Origin of the sequence: Streptomyces tibetensis, assembly GCF_040647715.1 — a bacterium.
Classification (GTDB): Bacteria; Actinomycetota; Actinomycetes; order Streptomycetales; family Streptomycetaceae; genus Streptomyces; species Streptomyces tibetensis_A.
In genome coordinates this window covers 396,118-418,916 of the sequence record NZ_JBEZCR010000005.1, presented here as the reverse complement: position 1 = coordinate 418,916, position 22,799 = coordinate 396,118, and the positions used below count along the sequence as shown (strand labels likewise).

Annotated in this window: 15 protein-coding genes; 7 read left to right on the top strand and 8 right to left on the bottom strand. The window is 72.5% G+C overall.

From position 1 onward, the window contains the following. Positions 1 to 45: 45 nt before the first annotated feature. Positions 46 to 7,353 carry a MupA/Atu3671 family FMN-dependent luciferase-like monooxygenase gene (locus AB0B29_RS16270; protein ID WP_436845852.1) on the top strand — a complete coding sequence of 2,436 codons (7,308 nt, stop codon included), beginning with the start codon at positions 46 to 48 and terminating at the stop codon, positions 7,351 to 7,353. 328 nt (positions 7,354 to 7,681) lie between these two features. On the opposite strand, the gene AB0B29_RS16265 is transcribed toward AB0B29_RS16270, so the two are convergent. Together AB0B29_RS16265 and AB0B29_RS16260 are read right to left on the bottom strand one after the other, a co-directional pair. After that, positions 7,682 to 7,957, bottom strand: a complete 276-nt coding sequence (locus tag AB0B29_RS16265) for a DUF3253 domain-containing protein (protein ID WP_362239547.1) — start codon at positions 7,955 to 7,957, stop codon at positions 7,682 to 7,684. A 171-nt stretch (positions 7,958 to 8,128) separates the two neighbouring features. Further along, positions 8,129 to 11,365 carry a BTAD domain-containing putative transcriptional regulator gene (locus AB0B29_RS16260; RefSeq protein WP_362239545.1) on the bottom strand — a complete coding sequence of 1,079 codons (3,237 nt, stop codon included), beginning with the start codon at positions 11,363 to 11,365 and terminating at the stop codon, positions 8,129 to 8,131. 437 nt (positions 11,366 to 11,802) lie between these two features. On the opposite strand from AB0B29_RS16260, the gene AB0B29_RS16255 reads away from it, so the two are divergent. From AB0B29_RS16255 to AB0B29_RS16235, 5 genes are all read left to right on the top strand, one after another. Further along, positions 11,803 to 12,690 (top strand): NAD(P)-dependent oxidoreductase, encoded by an 888-nt coding sequence (locus tag AB0B29_RS16255; RefSeq protein ID WP_362239542.1) that lies wholly within the window; start codon positions 11,803 to 11,805, stop codon positions 12,688 to 12,690. A 345-nt stretch (positions 12,691 to 13,035) separates the two neighbouring features. Then, complete coding sequence (locus tag AB0B29_RS16250) at positions 13,036 to 14,097, top strand: peptidoglycan recognition protein family protein (RefSeq protein WP_362239540.1); 1,062 nt, start codon at positions 13,036 to 13,038, stop codon at positions 14,095 to 14,097. Between the two features lie 194 nt (positions 14,098 to 14,291). Next, on the top strand, positions 14,292 to 15,413 hold the full coding sequence (locus tag AB0B29_RS16245) for an acyltransferase family protein (RefSeq protein ID WP_362239537.1): 1,122 nt from the start codon (positions 14,292 to 14,294) through the stop codon (positions 15,411 to 15,413). Positions 15,414 to 15,468: 55 nt separating this feature from the next. Next, entirely contained in the window at positions 15,469 to 15,699 is a 231-nt protein-coding gene (locus AB0B29_RS16240; protein WP_362239534.1) for a DUF2945 domain-containing protein, read from the top strand. A gap of 6 nt (positions 15,700 to 15,705) precedes the next feature. Then, positions 15,706 to 16,041, top strand: a complete 336-nt coding sequence (locus tag AB0B29_RS16235; protein WP_362239532.1) for a DUF3140 domain-containing protein — start codon at positions 15,706 to 15,708, stop codon at positions 16,039 to 16,041. 58 nt (positions 16,042 to 16,099) lie between these two features. On the opposite strand, the gene AB0B29_RS16230 is transcribed toward AB0B29_RS16235, so the two are convergent. The 5 genes from AB0B29_RS16230 to AB0B29_RS16210 form a co-directional block, all read right to left on the bottom strand. Further along, entirely contained in the window at positions 16,100 to 16,255 is a 156-nt protein-coding gene (locus AB0B29_RS16230) for a hypothetical protein (protein WP_362239530.1), read from the bottom strand. 249 nt (positions 16,256 to 16,504) lie between these two features. Then, complete coding sequence (locus AB0B29_RS16225; protein ID WP_362239527.1) at positions 16,505 to 16,735, bottom strand: hypothetical protein; 231 nt, start codon at positions 16,733 to 16,735, stop codon at positions 16,505 to 16,507. Between the two features lie 500 nt (positions 16,736 to 17,235). Continuing rightward, the gene (locus tag AB0B29_RS16220) at positions 17,236 to 18,258 is read right to left on the bottom strand and encodes a hemolysin family protein (RefSeq protein ID WP_362239524.1); all 1,023 of its coding nucleotides are present in this window, start codon (positions 18,256 to 18,258) and stop codon (positions 17,236 to 17,238) included. Further along, the gene (locus AB0B29_RS16215) at positions 18,255 to 19,598 is read right to left on the bottom strand and encodes a hemolysin family protein (RefSeq protein WP_362239521.1); all 1,344 of its coding nucleotides are present in this window, start codon (positions 19,596 to 19,598) and stop codon (positions 18,255 to 18,257) included. The genes AB0B29_RS16220 and AB0B29_RS16215 overlap by 4 nt, the downstream gene beginning before the upstream one ends. 216 nt (positions 19,599 to 19,814) lie before the next feature. Beyond that, entirely contained in the window at positions 19,815 to 20,318 is a 504-nt protein-coding gene (locus AB0B29_RS16210; protein WP_362239518.1) for a MarR family winged helix-turn-helix transcriptional regulator, read from the bottom strand. A gap of 116 nt (positions 20,319 to 20,434) precedes the next feature. Between AB0B29_RS16210 and AB0B29_RS16205 the strand changes: the two genes are divergently transcribed. Then, positions 20,435 to 20,950 carry a YceI family protein gene (locus tag AB0B29_RS16205; protein ID WP_362239515.1) on the top strand — a complete coding sequence of 172 codons (516 nt, stop codon included), beginning with the start codon at positions 20,435 to 20,437 and terminating at the stop codon, positions 20,948 to 20,950. An 8-nt stretch (positions 20,951 to 20,958) separates the two neighbouring features. On the opposite strand, the gene AB0B29_RS16200 is transcribed toward AB0B29_RS16205, so the two are convergent. Further along, complete coding sequence (locus tag AB0B29_RS16200; RefSeq protein WP_436845849.1) at positions 20,959 to 22,689, bottom strand: hypothetical protein; 1,731 nt, start codon at positions 22,687 to 22,689, stop codon at positions 20,959 to 20,961. Positions 22,690 to 22,799: the final 110 nt, after the last annotated feature.

Here is a 22,799-nt window from a genome sequence, read left to right as displayed (position 1 = left end):
GGGCTGAACGGCGTATCCGCGGCGCTGGACCAGGACCTCGCGGCGATGACCGAGCTGTCGCAGCGCATCGCCGAGCAGATGGCCGACGCCGCGGCTCCGGCCTCGCGGCCGCCGCAGATGCACGGGCCCCGCGTGACGGTCGCGAAAACCTCCGGCATGGTCCAGGACGTCTCGCCGCACACCCAGCAGGAGCACCTGACCGACCTCGTACGCCGCTACACCGCCAGAACGCCGACCTCCAAGCGGATCGCCCAGCGCTACCGCCATGTCCTGGCCGACAGCCGCGCGGTCGTCGGCTTCCGCAGAGGCACGAAGGAGATGCTGTACCCCATCGCCGGCCGCCGGGCGAGCGGTGCACGCCTCGAGGACGTCGACGGCAACGAGTACGTCGACATCACCATGGGCTTCGGCGTCCTGCTCTTCGGCCACGAGCCCGACTTCGTCACCGAGGCCGTGCGCGAGCACCTGTCCCGGGGCATCCAGCTCGGCCCCCGCACCATCGAGACCGGCGAGGCGGCGGAACTCCTCGCCGGCCTCACCGGTCTGGAGCGGGTGGCGTTCGCCAACTCCGGTACGGAGGCGAACTCCGCGGCCATCCGCCTCGCCCGCGCCGCCACCGGCCGGGACAAGATCGTCTCGTTCCTGGGCGCGTACCACGGCCACGCCGACAACGTCCTGGGCCGGGCCTCGAACAGCGGCGGCGATCAGATCACCGTGCCCGTCTCCCGGGGCATCCCGCAGTCCGCCGTCTCCGATCTCCTGGTCCTCGACTACGGCAGCGAGGCAGCGCTCGAGGCGATCGCCCGGAACGCCGGTGACATCGCCGCGGTCGTCGTGGAGCCGGTGCAGAGCAGACACCCCCGGCTCCAGCCGGTGGAGTTCGTGCGCAGGCTGCGGGAGCTGACCCGACGCCACGGCATCGTGCTGCTCTTCGACGAGATGCTGACCGGCTTCCGCCCCGCCCCGCGCGGCGCGCAGGAACTGTACGGCGTGACCCCGGACCTCGCCACCTACGGCAAGCTCCTCGGGGGCGGCTTCCCCATCGGCGCCATCGCCGGGCGCGCCGACATCATGGACGGCGTCGACGGCGGCCACTGGTCCTACGGCGACGACAGCTACCCGCCCGCCGACACCACCTTCTTCGGCGGCACGTACATCCAGCACCCGGTGTCGATGGTCGCCGCCCGTGCCGTGCTGACCCACCTCAAGGAGCACAGCCCGCGCCTCCAGGAGCGCCTCAACGCGCGTACCACCGAACTGGCCGCGACGCTGAACGGCTTCTTCGAGGCCGAGGAGTACCCGCTGCGGATGAGCCACTTCGGCTCCCAGTTCCGCTTCGAGCACCGCGCCGACATGGAACTGCTCTACCACCACCTGATGCTGCGCGGTGTGCACGTGTGGGAGTGGCGCAACTTCTTCCTGTCCACCGCCCACTCGGACGGCGACATCGAGTTCGTCGCCGACGCCGTACGGGATTCGCTGCGCGAGCTGCGGTCGGCGGGCTTCTTCCCGGGCGCGCGGCCCCCGGTACCGGCGACAGCACCGCCGAAGCCGGCGCAGGCCGCGCCCGCCCCACCGCAGACGGCGCCGCCCGCCCCCGTGGCATCCATGGCCTGGAACGCCGCGGCCGTCACCGCACCCCGTACGGAACCGGCGAAGGAAGCCGCACCCCGCAACGGACCCGCGAAGGAAGCCGCACCCCGCAACGAACCCGTCAAGGAAGCCGCACCCCGCACACCCGACTTCAGCGTCTACTTCTTCGGCGACTACCCGCAGGACAGCCCGGCGCCCCGCCAAGGCCAGTACGAACTCCTCATGGACGTCGCCCGGTTCGCCGACCGGCACGGCTTCCACTCGCTGTGGATGCCCGAGCGGCACTTCCACTCCTTCGGCGGCCTCTTCCCCAACCCGGCGGTGCTCGCCGCCGCGCTGTCCCGCGAGACCGAACGCATCCGGCTCAACGCGGGCTCCGTCGTCCTGCCCCTGCACGACCCCATCCGGGTCGCCGAGGAGTGGTCCATGGTCGACAACCTCTCCGGAGGACGCGTCGGCATCGGTGTCGCCAGCGGCTGGAGCGCGAACGACTTCGTCTTCTTCCCCGACCGTTTCGGCCGGCACAAGGAGGTGATGTACGAACAGCTCGAAGAGGTACGGACGTTCTGGCGAGGCGACGCCATGCACCGGACCAGTGGGGACGGGGAGGCCGAGGTGCGGCTCTTCCCCCGGCCGGTGCAGGACACCCCGCCCATGTACACCGCGGTGGTGGGCAACCCCGCGTCGTACGAACTCGCGGCCCGCCACGACCTGGGCATCGTCACCAACCTGATGACCCAGACCGTCGAACAGCTCCGGGACAACATCGCCCTCTACCGGCGCACCCGGGCCTCGCAGGGGCTGGACCCGGACGCCGGACGCGTGGCCGTCCTGCTGCACACCTACCTCGCCGATCACCACGACACCGCGCGGGCCGAGGCCTACGAACCGCTGTCCCGCTACATGCGCGCGTCCCTGTCCGTGTTCAGCGGCGTCACCAACAGTCTCGGGCACAGCATCGACCTGGCCGACCTGAGCGAGGACGACCTGGACGCCGTGTTCCGCCGCGCCTACGGCCGCTACTGCGACCAGCGCGCCCTGATCGGCACGGCGGACAGTGTGCGGCCCGTGGTCGACGCGGTGACCTCGGCCGGCGCCGACGAGATCGTCGCGCTCGTCGACTTCGGCGTCGCGGAGGACGCGCTGCGCGGGGGACTGCCCCGCCTGGACGCCCTGCGCCGCCACTACGGCCGGTCGACCGCCGCGCGCGACCCGGCGCCGGACGCCGCCGCCCCCTCACCCCCCGAACCCACTGCCACCGACGCCCCCTTGTCGCCCGGCCAGGAACGGATCTGGTTCCTTGAGCGCCTGCTCCCGGGACGCACCGCCTACAACGAGATCAAGGCGATCCGCCTCGACGGTCCCCTCGACGTACCCGCTCTGCGTGCGGCGCTGCGCGGTCTCGTCGCCCGGCACGAGGGGCTGCGCACCGTCTTCGGCGAAACCGGAGGCAAGCCCCGGCAGACCGTACGGGTGTCCGCCGAGCCCGATTTCGAGATCGTGCACGGTGCGCTCCAGGACGTCCTCGCGGCCGAGAGTGCACGCCGCTTCGACCTGGCGAACGGCCCGCTGTTCGTCACCAGGCTGGTCAGGCTCGCCGAGGCGGAGCACGTCCTCGTGCTGTCTCTGCACCACATCGTGGTCGACGCGGCCTCCGCCACCGTCCTCGCCCGCGATCTGTCCGCCCTCTACCGGGCCGAACGCGAGTCCACCACCCCCGGTCTCCCGGCCCTCACCTGGAGCTACGCCGACCACGCCAGGGAACTGGCGGCGTCCGCGAACAGCCCCGAGGCCGAGGAGGACCTGGCCTACTGGCGCCGCACCCTCGGCGGTGAGCTGCCCGTCCTCGCCCTGCCCACCGACCGGCCGCGCCCCGCGACGATGACCTCCAACGGCCGAGCGGTCTTCCACACGCTCGGCCCGGAACTCTCGAGCCGTCTGCGCGAGTTGAGCCGCACCCGGCGCAGCACCCTGTTCATGACCCTGCTCGCCGGATACGCGACGATGCTGCACCGGATCACCGGACAGACGGACATCGTCGTCGGCACCCCGATCTCGGACCGTCCCGAGCGGGCCGAGCACCTGCTCGGCTTCTTCGTGAACACCCTCGCGCTGCGCTTCGACCTGTCCGGGGACCCCGCGTTCTCCGCGCTGCTGGAGCGCGTGCGCACGATCGCCCTCGACGCCTACGACCACGCACGGGTGCCGTTCGAGGCGGTGGTGCGCGAACTCGCCCCGGCCAGGGCGGTCGACCGGACACCGGTGTTCCAGACCTTCGCCGAGTTCCAGCGCGCCGAACCCTTCCGCTTCGACCTGCCCGGCATCGAGGCCACCCCCCTGGACGTCGGCCCGGACAAGTCCCTCACGGACCTCACCGTCTACTTCACCGACCAGCCGCAGGGCATCCGCTGCCATCTGGAGTACAACACCGACCTGTTCGACCAGCCCACCGTCGACCGGTTCTTCGCCACCCTCCAGGACCTGCTCGCGGCGGCCGTCGACACCCCCGAGGCACCCCTGTCACAGCTCGCCCCCGCTGCCGTCGACACGGCGGCCGAGGGCGGCCCCGTTCCGGTGTCCTGGCAGCACGGCCCTTCCCGCCCGTCGGCGGACACCACCGTCCACGCCCTCTTCGCCCGGCAGGCAGCCACCCAGCCGAACAGCACGGCGGTGATCAGCGGAAGCTCCCGGCTGACCTACCGCGAACTGGACCACCGCGCCGAGCAGTTGGCCTCCGCCCTGCGAGCGCAGGACACGACGGGCGGCGACACGGCGGGGACGGTGGCCCTGTGGCTGCCGCGCTCCGCCGACCTCGTCGTCGCCATGCTCGCCGTGCTGAAGACGGGCCGCGCCTACGTCCCGCTCGACCCCTCCCTGGGCCGGGCGCGCGCCGAGCAGGTCATCGCCGAGTGCGGGGCCCGGACGCTGGTGTCCACGCCCGAGCAAGCGGCGGCCCTGAAGCTGACCGGGCAGGTGACCGTCGTACCGCCGGACGCGACCGCACCACGCCGGCAAGACGTCGCGTCCCTCCCCGACGACCGCTCCCCGTGCTGTGTCCTCTACACCTCGGGCAGCACCGGCACGCCCAAGGGCGTCGTGGTGGCACACCGCGGCGTCGTCGACCTGTGCGCATGGCAGCACCGGCGCTTCGCCTTCACCCGGGCCGACCGCAGTGCCGTCGTGTGCAGCCAGAGCTTCGACGCCTCGCTCCTGGAGATCTGGCCGGCGCTGACCGCGGGTGCGTCGGTCGTCATCGCGGACGAGGAACTGCGCATCGATCCGCGGTCCCTGGCCCGTTGGTACGCCGAGCAGGGCATCACCTTCTCGATCCTGCCCACCGCCCTCGGCGAACAGGTGCTTCGCCTGCCCCCGGCCGACCAGCCGCCCCTGCGCCACCTGCTGCTCGGCGGCGACGTGCTCCGCACCCGGCCGCGGCCCGAGGCGCCGTACGAGACGGTGAACGTGTACGGACCCACCGAGGTCACCGTGCTGTGCACCACGCACACCGTGCACCCGCAGGGCGAGGACGCCGCCGCGATCGCGCTCGGGCGCCCGGTCGACAACGTACGGCTGAGCGTCCTCGACGCGTCCGGCACCCCGGTCCCCGTCGGCACGGTGGGGGAGTTGTACGTCGGCGGCCCCGGCGTGGCTCTCGGCTATCTGCACCGCGCCGGACTCACGGAGGAGCGCTTCCTGCCCGACCCGCTCGGCGGCCCGGACGCCCGCCGGTACCGCACCGGCGACCTGGTCCGCTGGAGGGGTGACGGGACGCTGGAGTTCCGCGGCAGGGTTGACGACCAGGTGAAGATCCGGGGCTTCCGCGTCGAGCCGGAGGAGGTCTCCCGCGTGCTCAACGCCCTGGAGGGCGTGCGCGAGGCGGCCGTGCTGGCCCGCCGCAACGACCGCGGCGAGGCATACCTCGCGGCCTACGCCGTCCCCGCCGACCCGATCGGCACGGCGGCCGATGACCGGCAGGCGTTTGCCGACCTCGTGGCCGAGGAACTGGCGGCCCGGCTGCCGGAGTACCTGGTACCGCGTGCCTGGCGGGTCCTGCCGGCCCTTCCCGTGACGGGCAACGGCAAGCTGGACCGGTCCGCGCTGCCGGCGCCTGACCTCGTCACCACGGCCCCGCGCCCCACCAGGCCGGGCACCACCGTCGGCGATGGGCCCCGGGCCGGTCACCGTACGGACGTGGAGCGGCGCGTACGGCAGCTGTGGGCGGACGAGTTCGGCGTCGACGCGGACGGCATCGCGGCCGACGCCTCGTTCTTCGACCTGGGCGGCCACTCGATCACCGCGATGCGGCTGGTCAACCAGGTCCGGGAGGAGTTCGGCACCGACTACCCGATGCTGAGCTTCTACCAGGAGCCGACACTACGGGCCATGACGGCCCAACTGGCCTTGGCAGCAGGCGAGATGCCGTCGGGCCCGGGATCCGGGCCCGACGAAGGGCCAGGCTCGGTGGAACGCCGGGCACCAGCCACCGCTCAGCAGTCCCGCTTCGCCGCGGTGCACGCCGAACACCTCTTGCCCCAGGTCTTCAACGTCGCCCTGCGGATCACCCTCACCGGAAACCTGGACGTGACGGCCCTGCGTACGGCCCTGACCGGCCTCGTCGAGCGGCACGAGGGACTGCGGACCCGTCTGGTCCCCAGCGGGGACGGCTGGGAGCAGCAGGTGCTCCGGCCCGGTGTGGTGGAACTGCCGGTCGAGGACCTCACCGCACGGCCCCCCGGGGAGCGGCGGACGGCCCTGGACGAGGCCGGCACGGAGGCCGCCGAAACACCGATCGACCCCACCCACGACACACCGATGGCCGTGCGCCTCCTGTGCACCGGCGAGAGCACCTGGGTCCTGCTCCTCGTCCTGCACCACTCCGCCTGCGACGGCTGGTCCGTCAGCCTGCTGCTGAAGGAACTGGCCGCGCTCTACGGCGCCGCCGTGCGGGGCGAACCCCACACCCTGCCGCCCGTGCAGTGCCAGCCCGCGGAGTACGCCCACTGGCAGCTGGGCCAGGCGGACAACGCCGCCGACGAGCGCAAGCTGCGGTTCTGGCTGCGCGAACTCGACGGAGTGCCGTTCAACGTCGAGCTGCCCCTCGACCGGCCCCGGCCCGAGAGGGCGAGCGGCCGGGGCGGTGCCGTGATGTTCACCGTGCCGGGCGAGGTGCGGACCGCCGTGGAGCGGCTGGCGCGGCAGCGGGGCACCACGCCCTTCGTGGTCACGGCGGCGGCCCTGGGCCGGCTGCTCGCACGGAAGTCGGGGCAGACCGACGTCGTGTTCAACATCTCCTACGCCAACCGTGAACGCCGCGCCTTCGAGTCCCTGCTGGCCTGCACGATCACCGGCTTCGCGCTGCCCGTGCGAGACGGAGCCGCCGGTTCCTTCGCCGGTCTGACGGACCGTGTCGCCCGCACGGCGGTGGAGTGCATGGACCGGGCCATGCCGGTCCGCCTGATCGCCCCCGCGCTCCAGGAACGCACGGGCGTGGCCGTGCCGGACCGGCTGGACGTCGGCTTCGCGTACCAGAGCTCTCTGGACGCCGAGATCGAACTGCCCGGACTGACCACGGCCGTCGAGGACCTCGCCCCCGCCGCGTCCCGCACGGAACTCACCTTCGGCCTCGTCCCGGCCGGGGACCAGCTCCAGGGATTCGTGGAGTACTCGGCCGACCTCTGGGACCGGACCACGATCGAGGGATGGACCCGTGAATACGTCGCCCTGCTGCGCGAGGAGACCGGCAGCGCGCTCGGGGACTGACCCCGGTCCGTGTCGCCGCCCGCGAGGCGCCCGGCTCCGGCCCGCCTCGCGGGGCAGCACACGGACAAGTCCGCCTACCACGCGCGGGACCAGCCCGTTTTCCTGGGTTCATCAGGTGGCCGGCCCTGCTCGACCTGATTACCGACGTACACGACGTGAGGCCCGCTGCTGCCCGCGAACGCCGGCTGACCTGGCGTTCGAGAAATCGGGCCGGGACGGCGATGCCGACCCCCTTGAAGGGGGCGGGTGACCGCCACGGTGACCAGCTGTGCCGCGGCTGGGTGAAGCCCCGCCACCGGATGACCCCGGGGCCATGCGCAGCCGGCCGTCACCGGCCCGCGCGACGGATGCGGATGGGGCCGCGGGCTTCGGTCTCCGCGACGGGCCGGCCGGCCTGGGTCACCTCGACCTTGCCGGCCGCCACCAGACGCCAGGCCGCTCGACGGGCCGGTTCCATCAAGGTCCGCCAGCCCTCGTCGTCGCCTTCGTAGGCCTCGCGCGCGGCGTCGGACGGACAGATCGAAGCAGTGGCCGCACGTCGCTCGAGCAGGGCCATGATGACCTGCTCCAGCCGCTGGGTGAGCTGCCGATCCGTCTCCGCCACGCAATCCAGTGTGGCACCGTTCGCGCGGGGCGGCTGTCATGCGGGCCGCGGTGTCGGCGGTGACGGCATCCGCGACGGTCGCCACGTGGCCGACCTCGGCCGGACTCGCCGCGCAGGAACAGCGGCCCGACCAGCTCGGGCCCGCACAGAGGGTCGGTGAGGGCTGCCGGATCATGGTGTCCGCGGGTGTGCCTCCGCCAGAACCTCCACCTCATGGGTGTTTCTGGTGCCCGCGGTGAACTCGCCCGTGTACGTCTCCTCGGCCATCGTGGCGCGCAGGCGGGCGGCGATGCGTTCCACGTCTCCCCGCTCCGCCGGGGGGTGCGGGGCACCGGCCCGTTCGCGGGTCGCCGCAGCCGTGCCCAGAAGGCGAGTCGCCCGCTCCGTCGCGCCGGACAGGGAGTACGCGCCTGCCAGGCCCTCGAGGGCCAGGGCGACCGAGCGGGGGTCCTTGGTCGTCGCGGCCGCTGCGAGGCCGTCCCGGTGGCAGGCCAGGGCGCGGGCGGCGTCGCCGCGCTGTTCGGCGATGAAGCCCAGTTCGGCCAGGACCAGCGCGAGACCGGGGCCGTCGCCGCGGCGGCGGTTCCAGGCGAGCCAGGGCCGCAGCCACTCCTCGGCCGCGTCCAGCCGGCCCCGGCGGCGGGCGCTCAGCGCGAGGCCCAGCGCGGCGAACTGCTCGGCCGGCTGGTTGCCCTGCCCGACCGCGATCCTGAGCGCGCGCGTGTGCAGCTCGTCCGCCTCGTCGTAGCGCTGGGTGAGCAGGGCGATCCGGCCCAGACCCGACAGCTTCGTGGACATCTCCGGCCAGGTCTCCAGGGCCTGGGCGATCTGCAGGCTCTCCCGGTGCAGCCGGGCGGCGAGGTCGTAGTCGCCGTTGATCTCGGCGAGCCTGCCGAGCACGTCGGTCGTCTTCAACCGGCCCCACAGGTCGCCCAGTTCCGCGAAGTGGGCACGGGCCTCCTCGGCGTTGCCGCGCAGCGACTCCAGGTCCCCGCGGGCCAGGGCGAAGCACGCGCGGGTGGTCAGCGCGGCGGCGGTGCCCCACGCGTCCCCGAGAGCGCGGAAGCGGACCAGGACCCGCTCGAGGCGCTGTTCGCCCTCGACCAGCGCCCCCACCGTCCACTGCGCGTGTGCCAGGAACCACTGCGCCCTGGTCGACTCCAGGGTCGATTCCGGCGGGTGCTCCTCCAGGGCGTCGCACTCCCGGCCGTGCTCGCCGAGCAGCAGGCGGATGCCCGTGTACCAGGACGCCGCCTCCCCGCGCTCCTCGGGCGTGGCCTCGCCCGGGGTGTCGAGGGCCGTCGCCAGCGCCCTGCGGGCCTCGCCCAGCCGGCCGCGGACGTACCAGTACCAGGTCAGCGAGTTGACCAGGCGCAGTGCCTCCTGCGCGGCCCCGGACCGGTTCGCCTCGGCCAGCGCGCGCTGTACGTTCGCCGCCTCCAGGTCCAGGTGCTGGAACCAGCGGGACTGCTCCCGCTCGTGCAGGTGCGGCCGGGCCCGCTCGGCGAGGCGGACGCAGTGGCGCAGGTGCCGGGCGGCGGTCCCGGCGTGCTCACCGGACTCGGCGAGTTTGTCACGCGCGTAGACCGCGACCGACTCCAGCAGCCGGTAGCGCGGACCCTGCGGCCCTTCCGTGCGGACGGCCAGGGAGCGTTCCACGAGCAGGCTCAGCGCGTCCAGGACGTCGGTGGGGGACACACCGCCGCCGGAGCACACGTCCTCGGCGGCTCGCAGCCCGCATCCCTCGCCGAACACCGACAGCCTGCGCAGCACGGTCCGTTCCCGGTCGTCGAGCAGGCTCCAGCTCCAGTCGAGCGTGGCCTGCAGCGTCCGGTGGCGCGAAGGGGCGTCCCGGTAACCGCTGTTGAGCACTTTGAAGCGGTCGTCGAGCCGGTCGTGCAGCTCCACGATCCCCAGCGACCGCACGCGTGTGGCGGCCAGTTCCAGGGCGAGCGGGATGCCGTCGAGGCGCCGGCACACGTCCGCGACGAGCGGAGCGGTGGTGGCGTCCAGCACGAAGTCCGGGTCCGTCGCCCTGGTCCTGTCCACGAAGAGACGTACCGCCCCCGCGCTCGTCAGGGCGTCGAGGTCCGGGGTGTTCTCCGGGGGCAGTGACAGCGACGTCACCGGATACACCGTCTCGTCACGGGTGCGCAGGGGCTCCTGGCTGGTCGTCAGGATGTGCAGGTGCGGGGCCCGGCCCAGCAGCAGCGAGGTCAGGTGCGCGACGGCCTCCACGACGTGTTCGCAGTTGTCCAGCACGAGCAGCAGCCGCCGTCCGGCCAGGGCGTTCGCCAGCCCGTCGACCGGGCCCCCGGCGTCGTCGTCGGAGGTGTTCTCCCGGATACCCAGCGTCGCCATCACCTGCTCGGCCAGCGCCTCCGCACCGGCGAACCGCTCCGGGCCCCCGGCGTCCGCGAGCTCCACCAGCCAGGTGCCCTCGCCGAAGGCTCCCGCCAGACTCTCCGCCGTGGCCAGGGCGAGACGCGTCTTGCCGACCCCTCCCGGGCCGGTGAGCGTCACCAGGCGGCGCTGTAAGAGCAGGGCCCGGATCGCCGGGAGGTCCTGCTCGCGGCCCACCAGCGGCGAGGCCGACCCTGCCGCCGCCGGGCCCGCCTGCACCGCCGGAGCGAACCGCGCGGGCGGCTCCGGGCGGGCCAGGACCGGGTCGTGCCGCAGGATGGCCTGCTGCAGCGCCTCCAGGGACGGCCCGGGTGTCAGCCCCAGCTCCTCGTCGAGCCGGCGCCGCAGGGCGTTGAAGCTGTCGAGCGCGTCCGAGGAGCGCCCCGCCTGGTACAGCGCCCACATCAGCGCACCCCGCAGGCCCTCGCGCAGCGGATGGTGCTCCACCAGCTCCGTCAACTCGCCGACCAGCAGGTTGTGTTCACCCAACTCCAGCCGCACCCCGGCGTGTTCCTCCACCGCCGTCAGGCGCTCCTCCTCCAGGCTCGCCGCCGCCGGCCGCACGGACGGCTTCTCCGCGAACTCGGCGAAGGCGGGGCCCCGCCACAGTGCCAGCGCCTCGGTGTACAGCGCCGCCCGCGTCACCGGGTCCGCTCCGGACCTGGCCCGGGCGACCAGTTCACGGAACCGTCCGGCGTCGAGCGCACCGGCCGGGATGTCCAGGACGTATCCGGGAGGCCGGTGCGCGATCAGTTCACGGCCCCCCGTCTCCGCGTCCTCCAACGCGCGCCGCAGCTGCGAGACTTTGGCCTGGAGCGACGCCGTCGGCCGGGCCGTGAACGCCGAGCCGCCCCACAGGTCCTCGATCAGCCGGCCCGCGGGGACGACCTGTCCGTGGTGGGCGAGCAGATCGGCGAGGAGCAGGCGCACCTTTACTTCGGGGACCCGCACCGGACGACCTTCGTCCGTGCGCACCTCCAGCGGGCCCAGCACCCCGAATTCCATGATCTCAGCGTAACCGGCCGAAGACCGGCGCGACGTGCGACGAACAGAGCTCGGCCGCCGTCCCGAAGTGCTCCTCCGCCGTCCTTCCGAAGTCGTCCGAAGCGAATCCGAAGGGGCGTGGGCCAGGGTTTCCCGAGGAATGCGGTGCGGCGCTGGTGGGGGGAGGCGGGGCAGGTGGCCGGAAATGAGCGACTCCACCTTGCGATCACCATCGGCAGCACGAGGAAAGGCCGCTTCGGGCACGTCGCGGCGGAACGGCCGGCCTGTCGGGCGCGGTTGCGACCCCACTTCGACGGGGTGGTCGCGGACCCCGCCACGGCCCGGTTGCCCGACGTGGTGTCCGCCGGCGTCTGAGCCGATGCCGCGAACCTCTCTCACCGGCGCGCCCCGCGTGCCGGCTCGCTCAGCACACCACTTCGTACTGGAGGAACAGATTCATGGGTGACAACCACACCTCGGTGTCGGTGCTCGGCCTCGGCCTGATGGGGCAGGCCCTGGCCGCCGCCTTCCTGAAGGCGGGTCACGCCACCACCGTGTGGAACCGCTCGGCGGACAAGGCCGACGGCCTCGTCCAGGACGGCGCGGTCCTCGCCGCGAACCCCGCCGAGGCCGTCGCCGCGGGCGACCTGGTGGTCGTGTGCGTGTCGACGTACGACGTGGTGCACGACGTCATCGGCTCGCTCGGTGACGCCCTGCGCGGCAAGACCGTCGTCAACCTGACCTCGGGCTCCTCCGAGCAGGCCCGGCAGACCGCCGCGTGGGCCGGGAAGAACGGCGCCGAGTACCTCGACGGCGCCATCATGATCACCCCGCCGGGCATCGGCGCCGAGACCTCCGTCCTCTTCTACGCGGGTGACCAGGCCGTCTTCGACGCCCACGAGCCCGTGCTGAAGCTCCTCGGCGGCGGCACCACCTACCTCGGCACCGACCACGGCAAGCCCGCCCTTTTCGACGTGTCGCTGCTCGGTCTGATGTGGGGCGCCCTCAACAGCTTCCTGCACGGCGTGGCCATCGTGGAGACCGGAGGCGTCAAGGCGCAGGAGTTCCTGCCGTGGGCCCACATGTGGCTCGACGCCATCAAGATGTTCACCGCCGACTACGCCGCGCAGATCGACGCCGGCGACGAGAAGTTCCCGGCCAACGACGCCACCCTGGAGACGCACCTGGGCGCGCTCAAGCACCTCGTCGAGGAGTCCGAGGCGCTCGGCGTGGACACCGAACTGCCCAAGTACTCCCAGGCACTGATGGAGGGCATCATCGCCCAGGGCCACGCCAGGAACAGCTACGCCAGCGTCGTGAAGGCGTACCGCCGTCCCCATCAGTAGGCGCCGGGACAGTTGTTCGCTCAATTCCGGGCGCTTTCCCTCCCGCAATCCCCGCTTTTGCGAACGGTGTGCCGGTCGAGGAGGAGGTGGTGGCGGCCGACGCCTCTTCCCCCGGTTCCGGGACGTCGTAATCGCGCCGTTTTCGGTACGTGGGGTACGGCGAGGTGAACGACGGGTCGAACGGCGGAAGAATGATAGGGACCTGACAGCTGCAGTGCTGGACCAGGCACGCTGCGAGATTCGGCATGCCCCGAGATCAGCCACTCACCGGGATCAGGCCGCTCCCCACATGTGATCGGACCGTCTTCAGACCGGCACGCACGCGCCGGAACGGAGGACTGACTCATGGCCACCCCGCTCACCGCCGCCCGGCTCGTCGCCGCGTTGAAAGCCGAGGGCTGCGCCGTTCACGAAGTCGCCGGCTGGCGCACCAACAACCGCAACCACAAAGGACCTTGGGGTCCCGTGCACGGCGTGGTGATCCACCACACCGTCACCGGCCCCGGCACGGACGTCGTCGGGCTGATCTTCCACGGCCACAGTGCCCTGCCCGGCCCTCTCGCGACCGGGTGCATCACCAAGGACGGCGTCGTCCACCTCACCGGCAACGGCCGGGCCAACCACGCCGGTGGCGGCGACGGCGACGTCCTCGACGCCGTCATCGGCGAGTCGTACGGCACGTACCCGCCCCCGACGCACGAGCACGACGGCTCGGCCGGCGCGGTCGACGGCAACGCCCGGTTCTACGGCTGGGAGTGCGAGAACAAGGGCGACGGCAGGGACCCGTGGCCGCCCGCCCAGTACCTCGCGATGGTCAAGGCCACCGCCGCGATCTGCCGCGCGCACGGCTGGGGCCCCAAGAGCACCATCGGCCACCTGGAATGGAGCGACTGGAAAGTCGACCCGCGCGGATTCGACATGGCCGGCTTCCGCCGTGACGTCGCCGATGCCCTGGCCCTCCCGGCGGGCCGGTGGGAAGGAGAGGACCCCATGCCCCAGTACGTCAACCTCGGTGTCGACGCGCAGTACCCACTCACGCCCGGCGCCTGGAACTCGATCGAGTTCACCGAGGAGTGGACCGACGAGACCGGCGACCACGCCACCGGCGGGAGTGTCTTCGCCCGCGGCCCGGCCCGCTTCAGCGGAACCCTCAGCCTGCACCTCGACGGACTGCCCGCGGGCGCCGTCGTCCAGGCGCGCATGACGGAGTACGAGGACGACCAGCAGCGCGTGGACCACCCGATCCACGAGCTCGTCGGGACGGGCGGCGGCACCTTCGTGGTCCTGCCCGTGACGAAGCGGGTCCCGTCGGGCCGGAGCATGCGGGTGCGGCTGCTGAACCAGGCCGCCGTACCGGTCACCGTCGTGAGCGCCGTCCTGACCGTGCTGGTGTGGAAGGAGACCTGAGCACCGAAGGGCGGGAGACGATCGCCCGTCCCGGCACGTATACCCGGGCATGAACCGAAGCGAGCCATGTCCGTTACGAGTTGAACGAATGCACGGCCCTGTGATTAGGGTGCGGACGATGTTCTGCGCACACTCCCTCCCTTCGCTTCCGGCCGGAAGAGGCGCCCACGCCTCGCGTCGCTTCGGGAGGGCCCGTGAGTGACACGATGACCGCGGCCCGCCCGGGCGCGGAAACGACCCCGGTGACGCGCACCGAAGAGCAGAGCACCGCGACCGGCCCGGCACGGCAACGGGACGCGTTCTTCGACAACGCCAAGTACCTCGCGATCGTGCTCGTGGCCGTGGGGCACGCCTGGGAGCCACTGCGCCAGGACAGCAGGGCCGTCACCGCCCTCTACACCTTCGTCTACGCCTTCCACATGCCGGCGTTCATCATCATCTCGGGCTACTTCTCACGCACCTTCGACGGCAGCCCGGCCCGGCTCAAGCGCCTGGTCACCGGCGTCGTCGTCCCGTACGTGGTGTTCGAGACGGCGTACACCCTGTTCACCCGCTGGTCCAGCCAGGACCCCGACCGCCCGGTCAGCCTGCTGGACCCCCTGTACCTCACCTGGTTCCTCGCGGCACTGTTCGTCTGGCGGCTGACCACACCGCTCTGGCGGCTGGTGCGGTGGCCGCTCCCCCTCGCCCTGGTCATCGCCATGGCGGCGACGACCGCGCCCTCCACAGGACCCGACCTCGATCTGCAGCGCACCCTGCAGTTCCTGCCGTACTTCGTGTTCGGCTTGCTGCTGCGGCCGGAGCACTTCCGGCCGGCACGACGGCGCGCGGCGCGGATCCTCGCCGTGCCGGTGGCCGTCTGCGCCCTGGGCCTGGCGTACTGGGCGGTTCCGCGGATGGACTACGCCTGGTTCTTCCACGCGGACAGCGCCCCGGAACTGGGCGTCCCCCTCTGGTACGGGCCCCTGATGACCCTGGTCGGCTTCGGCTGCTCACTCGTCCTGGTCGGCTGCTTCCTCGCCTGGGTGCCCGGGCGGCGGACCTGGTTCACGATGCTGGGCGCCGGCACCCTGTCCGGCTACCTGCTGCACGGTTTCGTCGCGCAGGCCGCGAAGCACTGGGGCTGGTACGAGCCGGCCTGGGTCCGCGGGCCGGCCGGGGTGATCGCCGCCACCCTGATCGCGGCGGTGGTCGTCACCGCGCTGTGCACACCGGCCGTACGGCGGGCCTTCCGCTGCGTGACGGAGCCCAGGATGGCGTGGGCCTTCGACGACACGGCCCCTGGGCGGGCCGGCGCCCGCCGAGCTGCGCCCTGACCGGCCGGCCCGCACGCTGGAAGGACATCACACGTCTCGGCCAGGGAGCACCGGCATGGCGAACGATCACAGCGAGAGCGGGAAACCGAAGAGGGGTGACAAGGTCACCTGGAGCAGTCACGGCAGCCGCACCGAGGGCGAGGTGGAGCGGGAGATCACCGAACGGACCGAGGCGTCCGGCCGCACGGTCGACGCCTCGCCCGACGACCCGCAGTACGAGGTGCGCAGCGAGAAGTCCGGCAGGACGGCGGTGCACAAGCCGTCCGCGCTCAAGAAGAAGAAGTGAGGCGGCGTGGACGAGGGCGAACGTGAGGAGACCTGGAACGACTTCCGTGACCTGGTGAACATGACACCGGCCGGTCTGGAGAAGTGGCTGGAGTCCGACGACTCGCGGAACGCCGGACAGCACCAGGACGGGGGCGAGTCCACCGGACACGCCTCCGGCCGTCGGATCGTGGCGATCCTGCGGGCCAAGAAGGGCGACCTCACGGACGACGACTACCGGCACATGCGCAAGGTCGTCGGCTACGTCCGCCGTCACCTGGCCCAGCGGCCCTCCGGGGACGTACGGGACTCACGGTGGCGGTACTCCCTGATGAACTGGGGTCACGACCCGCTCGGCGGGTGAGGGGCCGGCGGGGGAGCGACCGCACGGATCCCCCGGGAGGCGCGATGCCCCCCGGGAGTCATGCCGCGTCGGTCTCCCGCGGGGTCACCGCGACCCCGTTCAGCGCCTGGGTCATCTGGTGCTGGGTCTCCTCGGCCACCACACGGGCCTCTTCCACGACGTCACCGCGTTCGCGTATGAGGCTCTCGTAGATCGGCAGCTCTCCGGTCGACATCGAGTCAGGTTTCACGGTGCTGTTCCTCTCGCTTTGCAGACGGGATCTGAGGGGGTCCGAGTAAGTCTGCGTCACGCCCTCTCACCGTGTTACCCACCCCCGGGGTGTCCAGATTTCCGTCACGTGTTTCGCAAATCCCTCACGTTTGCCGTCGCGCTTCCGTGCGAGGCGCGCTGTCGTGGCCACGTGTGCTGCGCATGCGGAAGGGCCCCGGGAATCGCTTCCCGGGGCCCTTCCGTGCGCAGTGCGTCAGAGCGACGTCGTGTGGACGCCCGCGTTCGCGCCGGCGGCCGCGCCCTGCGGGGAGACGACCGCCTGCACGGCGGCGCAGGCCTCGCCGGTCAGGGGGCCGACCAGGCCGGCGGAGAGGCCGCCCACGAGGCCCGCGGAGACATCGACGCCGCCCGCGTTGCCGCCGGCGACGGCGTCCAGGTCGGCGTCGGTGAGCTCGGCGGTGTCGACCCGAGAGGTGAGGTTCATGGGGGTGTTTCCCTTCGCGTGAATGTCTCGCAGTGGCGATGAGCACGGGCGCTCGCAGAAAACCGGAGACCGGTATTCCGCCCCGGCCGCTCCCGCCGTGCGCAGGATCAAAGCACTCCCCGGAGGAGAGATCCAACCGACCGCCGGTGCTGCCCGCCTTCGCGCGGCCACCGCCTTCACCGCTGTGACCTCCGGGTCACGGGATGCGCCCACTCCTTCACACAGCCCGTCGCCCGGCCGGGCGCGGGACTCTTGCGCCCCGATTCCCGAAGCGGGCACTTCACCGCCAAGTTCCCAGGTCGCGCCCGAGCCGCGGCGGCGGCCCGGGGCACCGCACGGCATCCCGGTGCACGGTGTGCAGATGTGCTGGATGTTCGGGCCCCGTCTCCGTCAGGCTCAGGCCCCCGCCCCCGTCAGGCGCAAGCCCCTGGCCCGTCAGGCGCAAGCCCCTGCCCCGTCAGGCGCAAGCCCCTGCCCCGTCAGGCGCAACCCCGCCCCCGTCAGACCGCCCCGGCCGGCTGCAGCAGCCGGGCCAGCAGGTCGTCCAGGGTGACCAGGCCCGAGAGGCGGCCGGAGCCGTCGCGGACCACGGCCAGGGACGACCGGCGGCGGCGCAGCACCTCGATGGCGTCGGCGACCGTGGCGGTCTCCGTCAGTTCGGGCACCGGCCGGGCGAGGTCCCGCGCGGTCGTGGCCCGGCCCCGGGCCCGGGCCACCAGCGCGTCGCGGGCGTGCACCGAGCCGAGGACCGTGCCGTTCTCCCGGACCAGCAGCCGGGTGCGGTCGTGCTCGGCGGCGAAGCGCAGCAGCGCGTCGAGGTCCGCTTCGCCCTCGACCCAGCTGATCTCGGCGGCCGGGATGCGCAGCGCGGCGACCGGAGTCTCCGGTTCGGTCAGCGAGCGGGTCAGCAGCTCGGAGTCGGTCGCGCTGATCAGACCCAGCCGCTCCGACTCCTCCACCAGGTGCGTCAGCTGCTCCCGGTTGTGCACCGAGGCCAGCTCGTCGCGCGGGGCCACCCGGCACAGCCGTACCAGGGCGTTGCTCACCCGGTTGAGCAGCCGGATCAGCGGACGCACGGCCCGCACCACCGCCCGGAAGGGCGGCGACAGCAGCATCGCCGACCGCTCGGGGTGGGCGATCGCCCACGACTTGGGCGCCATCTCGCCCACCACCATGTGCAGGAACACCACCACGACCATCGCCACGGCGAAGGCCACGCCGTAGCTCACGGCGCTGGGCAGGCCCAGGGTGTGCAGCAGCGGGTCGAGTTCGTGCGAGATCGCCGGCTTGGACACCGAACCCAGGCCCAGGGTGCAGACGGTGATGCCGAGTTGGGCGCCGGCCAGCATCAGCGACAGCTCGCGCATCCCCTCCAGGGCCGCCCCGGCGCCGCGCCGCCCCTCGGCGGCCGCCTTCTCCATGCGGTGCCGTTTGGCGGCGACGAGGGCGAACTCGGCCGCGACGAAGAAGCCGCTGCCGATCAGCAGCAGCACGGTCACGAAGACCGCCATCGGGAAACTCACGCCATCTCCTCGGCTTCCGCGGCCTCCACGAGCAGGCCGATCCGGACGCGGTCGGCCACGTGCCGGTCCAGCGTGCGGACGTCGATCACGGCCCGGCCGCCCTCGGGCAGCTCGACCGTGACCCGGTCACCGACCGTCGGGAAGCGGCCGAGCCGGTCCACGACCAGGCCGGCCACGGTGTCGTAGTCGTCGTCCTCCGGCAGCCGGACACCGGTCGCCTCGGCCACCTCGTCCACCCGGCGGCCGGCGTCCACCAGCCAGCCGTCGCCGTCCGCGACGGCGAGCAGGGTGACCTTGTCGGACTCGTCGGCGATGTCACCGACCAGCTCCTCGGCGATGTCCTCGTACGTGACGACGCCCGCCACGCCGCCGTGCTCGTCCAGCACGACCGCGAACTCGTCGTCGTGCTCCCGCATCCGTGTCACCGCGTCGGGCAGTGCGAGCGTGTCCGGCAGCAGCAGCGGCCGTCGGGCCACCTCGCCCGCCCGTGCGCCGGCCAGGCGGGCGGCGGGCAGCGCCATCAGCTCGCGCACGCCCAGCACGCCCACGATGTCGTCCGGGTGGTCGCCGAGCACCGGATAGTTGGAGTGGCCGTGCCGGGCGATCAGGCCGATCGCCTCCTCGGCTCCGGCGTCCTTGCGGACGAAAACCGCGTCGGCGCGCGGCACCATGACCTCGTCGAGGGCACGCTCGGAGAACTCCAGCGCGTGGTCCAGCAGCGCGGCGGTGTCCTGCGGCAGCTCTCCCTGCTCGTGGGACTCGCCGATGAGATGGCCGAGCTCCTCCAGCGTGGCGCCGTGGTGCAGTTCCTCGACGGGCTCGATCCCCACCTTGCGCAGCAGCCGGTCGGCCGCGCCGTCGAAGATCCGTACGACGGGGCCGACGATCCTCAGATACGCGAGAGTCGACGGGGCCAGCGCCTTGGCCAGCCGTTCGGGCACGGCGATCGCGAGGTTCTTCGGGGCGAGTTCACCGAGGACCATCTGCACGACCGTGGCCAGGACGAAGGCGAGCACGACGGCGACGGTGCCGACGGCCGCGTCGGGCAGGCCGAGGCTCGACAGGGCCGGCCTGAGCAGCGCGGACACCGACGGTTCGGCGATGAAGCCGACCACCAGGCCGGTGACGGTGATGCCCAGTTGCGCGCCGGACAGCATGAACGACAGCCGCTCCAGCACCCTGAGGGCACGGGCGGCCCTGCGGTCCCCGGCCTCGGCCTCACGCGCGAGGGTGAGCCGGTCGGCGGAGACGTAGGCGAACTCCTGGGCGACGAAGTAGCCGGTGCCGGCGGTCAGCACGAACACGGCGAGCAGGCCCAGCAGGGCCTCGGCGGCACTCATCGAACACCACCCCGCCGTGTGCCGCGATCACGCGTGTCAGGGCGGGATGGTCGGGGACTGTGCCCCGGAGGGTCCGTCGATCTGGCGGACAAGAACGTGCTCCTTGGACGGGTGGTGTGTCATCCGGTACAACGCTCCTCGCCGCGCCGGTGTTCCCGGATTCTACGCCCGTGTAGATGAAGCGCTCCGGGATCACGGGGCGCCGGTGCGCCCGGCTCACTCCTTGCCGGGGGCCTCCGCGAGATCCGGCACCAGCCCCCGCATCGCCGCGCACTGGTCCGGCCCCATGAAGCGGGCCAGGGCCTCGGTGACCGTGTCGGCGAGCGGGGCCGAGGCTTCGCTCAGCAGGTGGCGGGCCTTGTCCGTCAGGGTGACCTCGACGCCGCGCTTGTCGCCGCAGACCGATCTGCGGGTGACCAGGCCGGCGTGCTGGAGGCAGGCGATCTGGTAGGTGAGGCGGGTCTTCGGGCGGCCCAGGAGCTCCGCGACCCGGGTCATGCGCAGGCCGCCCTCGGGCTGCTCGGCGAGCAGGCACAGGACGAGGAACTCGTCGTGCGAGACGTCCAGTCTGTCCTTCACGACCGCGCGCAGCCGTTGCTCCACCGCCCCTGTCGCGGCCAGCAGCAGCATCCAGGCGCGCAGTTCCGCGGGCAGCAGCCCGCCACCGCCGTGGGACGGGCATTCGGGCAGGTCGGTGGGGTGCTCCTCGGGGTCGGCCATGCCCCTGAGTGTACCTGTCGTCCAAATTTGAAGAAGAAGGGTTGTTCAATTTTGGATTAGCCGCTAGCGTGCCTCGCAGTCATCCAAATTTGCACTACTCGGCAGGGAGAACGCCCATGACCGTCACCGTGGAAACCGGACAGTGGCAGCTCGACGCGACCGCCTCGAGCGTCGGCATCCGGCACAAGACCATGTGGGGCCTGGTCACCGTGAAAGGCGCCTTCGGTGCTCTCGGCGGCCGGGGCGAGGTCCGCACCGACGGGTCCGCCGTCGGCACCCTCACCTTCGACGTGGCCTCCCTCGACACCAAGAACGCCAAGCGCGACACCCACCTGCGGTCCGAGCACTTCTTCGACGCCGACCACCACCCCGAGATCACCTTCGTGGCCCGCAGCGCGGAGCTCCGTGAGGGGGACCGGGTGCACGTGGTCGGACAGCTGACCGTGCGCGGCATCAGCAGGCCGCTGTCCCTGACCGCGCGCGTGACGGACCGGGACGCCGCGGGGCTCGCCCTGGACACCGAGTTCGACGTGGACCGCGAGCAGTTCGGCATGGGCTGGAACCAGCTGGGCATGATCCGCGGCCGGACGACGGTCACCGCCACCCTCCGCTTTTCCCGGGCCACCGTCTGACATCCGGGTCAGCCCGGGCGCACGGCCTTCTGCACATCCGCGCTCGACAGCGTCTGCGGCGACGCCGTGAACGCACGCAGACGGATCCGGGCACCGGGGCGGGGCAGTGGGAAGCGGCCCGCGGGCGGCCGGAGTTCATAGGGGGCGGTGCCGTGCGCGGGCAGGGTGCGCGGGCCCCGCACGACCTGCCAGTACGCGCCCATGCCCTGGCCGGTGGTCAGCATGAAGTGCGGGGAAAGCGCGGTGCCGCCGGTGTTGGTGACCTGGAGGGCGAGGCGGGAGACGGTCGCCGCGGTGGGGTGCCGCACCGCCGTGACCCGCATGCGCAGGGGCGGCGTGCCCGTCGCCGCCACGGCCGCACAGGCCGCCGCCGGCGCCAGCAGCAGCACCGTCACGGCGACCCGCGCCGGGCGGCCGCGCACCCCGGTCGGCAGGCCCGCACGAGGCTGCCACGCCCGGGTGAACGCCGACGCCGGAGTCGTCACCGCCGCCGCCAGCCACAGCGGCGTCATCAGCAGGTAGTAGCCGTCCTGCGACCGGGTCGCCAGATAGAAGGCGCACCACGGCAGCACGGTCGCGGCCGGCCCCAGCCGCCGTACGAACAGCACGAACAGCGCGAGCAGTCCCGCCAAGAGCAGCAGGCTCGCGTGGGAGTACCAGCCGATCCGGTCGCTGCCGTCCGTGAGATACAGCGAGACGCCGACCACGCCCTGGCCGTGCAGCACCGCCCCCTGGGTGAGCGGCAGCGCGATCCCCGTGAGCCAGCGCCCCGGCTCGCTCACGACGAAGTACGCGTTGAGCGCACACCATGCGCAGGCCGCCGCCCCGGCGAACCGCAGCACCACCAGCGTCGCCGCCCGGCCGCCCAGCTCACCGCGCCGCACCGCGTAAATCCCGGCCAGCAGGAACGGCGCCAGGAACCAGGGGAGTTGCTGCGCCGCGCACGCCGCCCCCAGACACACCGCCCCTGCCAGACCCGCGGCCCCGAGCCGGCCACCCTCACCGGTACGGGGCCACCGCACCACCACCGGCACCAGCAGCGCCAGCGCCACGACCGCCGGGTAGCCGAGCCGCCCGTACGACGGCAGCATCCCGAAGCCCAGACACACCAGGGTCGCCGCCGACCGCCACGGCACCGGCAGCATCCGCCACAGCACGACCGTCCCGGCGATCAGCGCGCCCGTGCTCACCGCCGTCGCCGGAGTGCCGCCGTGGCCCAGCCACAGCATCGGCACCGTCAGCAGCGGGGCGAGCGGCGGATAGCCGTAGGTGAAGTCATAGCCGCCGGTCACCGTCGGGGTGAGGGCCACGCCACGGCCGAAGAGCCAGGGCCACGGCTGCCCGTACACCGGGTGCCCCGCGGCCAGTTCCCGCGCCGCCTGGGTGGTGAGCAGGGCCTCGTCGGAGCCGTTGTGGAGCATGATCCACGCGCACAGGGTGAGCGTCACGCCCGTCACCAGCACGCACACATCCACCCCGGCCAGCGACCGGACCCGGCGGACGACCAGGGCCAGCACCCCGCACGCCAGGATCGAGGCGTAGCACAGCGAGATCACGGCGGCCACGGCCGGACGGTGACTCGCCGCCGAAGTCCACACCGCCCGCGTACCGATCAGCAGACCGATGTCGGCGAGCAGGGTCAGGACGCGGTGCCACTGGGCCGGGGGAGCCGGCGACGCCGAGACCGCCGCCCCGGTGCGCGGGCCGGGCACCACCAGCGTCGTTTCTGCCGAATACACGCCGCAGGACGCTAATCGCCGTCGGTGAGCGGGACCCGGAGGGAGGTGAAGATTCCGGTGTGCTCCGGGTAAGGGGCCTGTTCGGCCCGTAGACGGCTCAGTTCAGTACA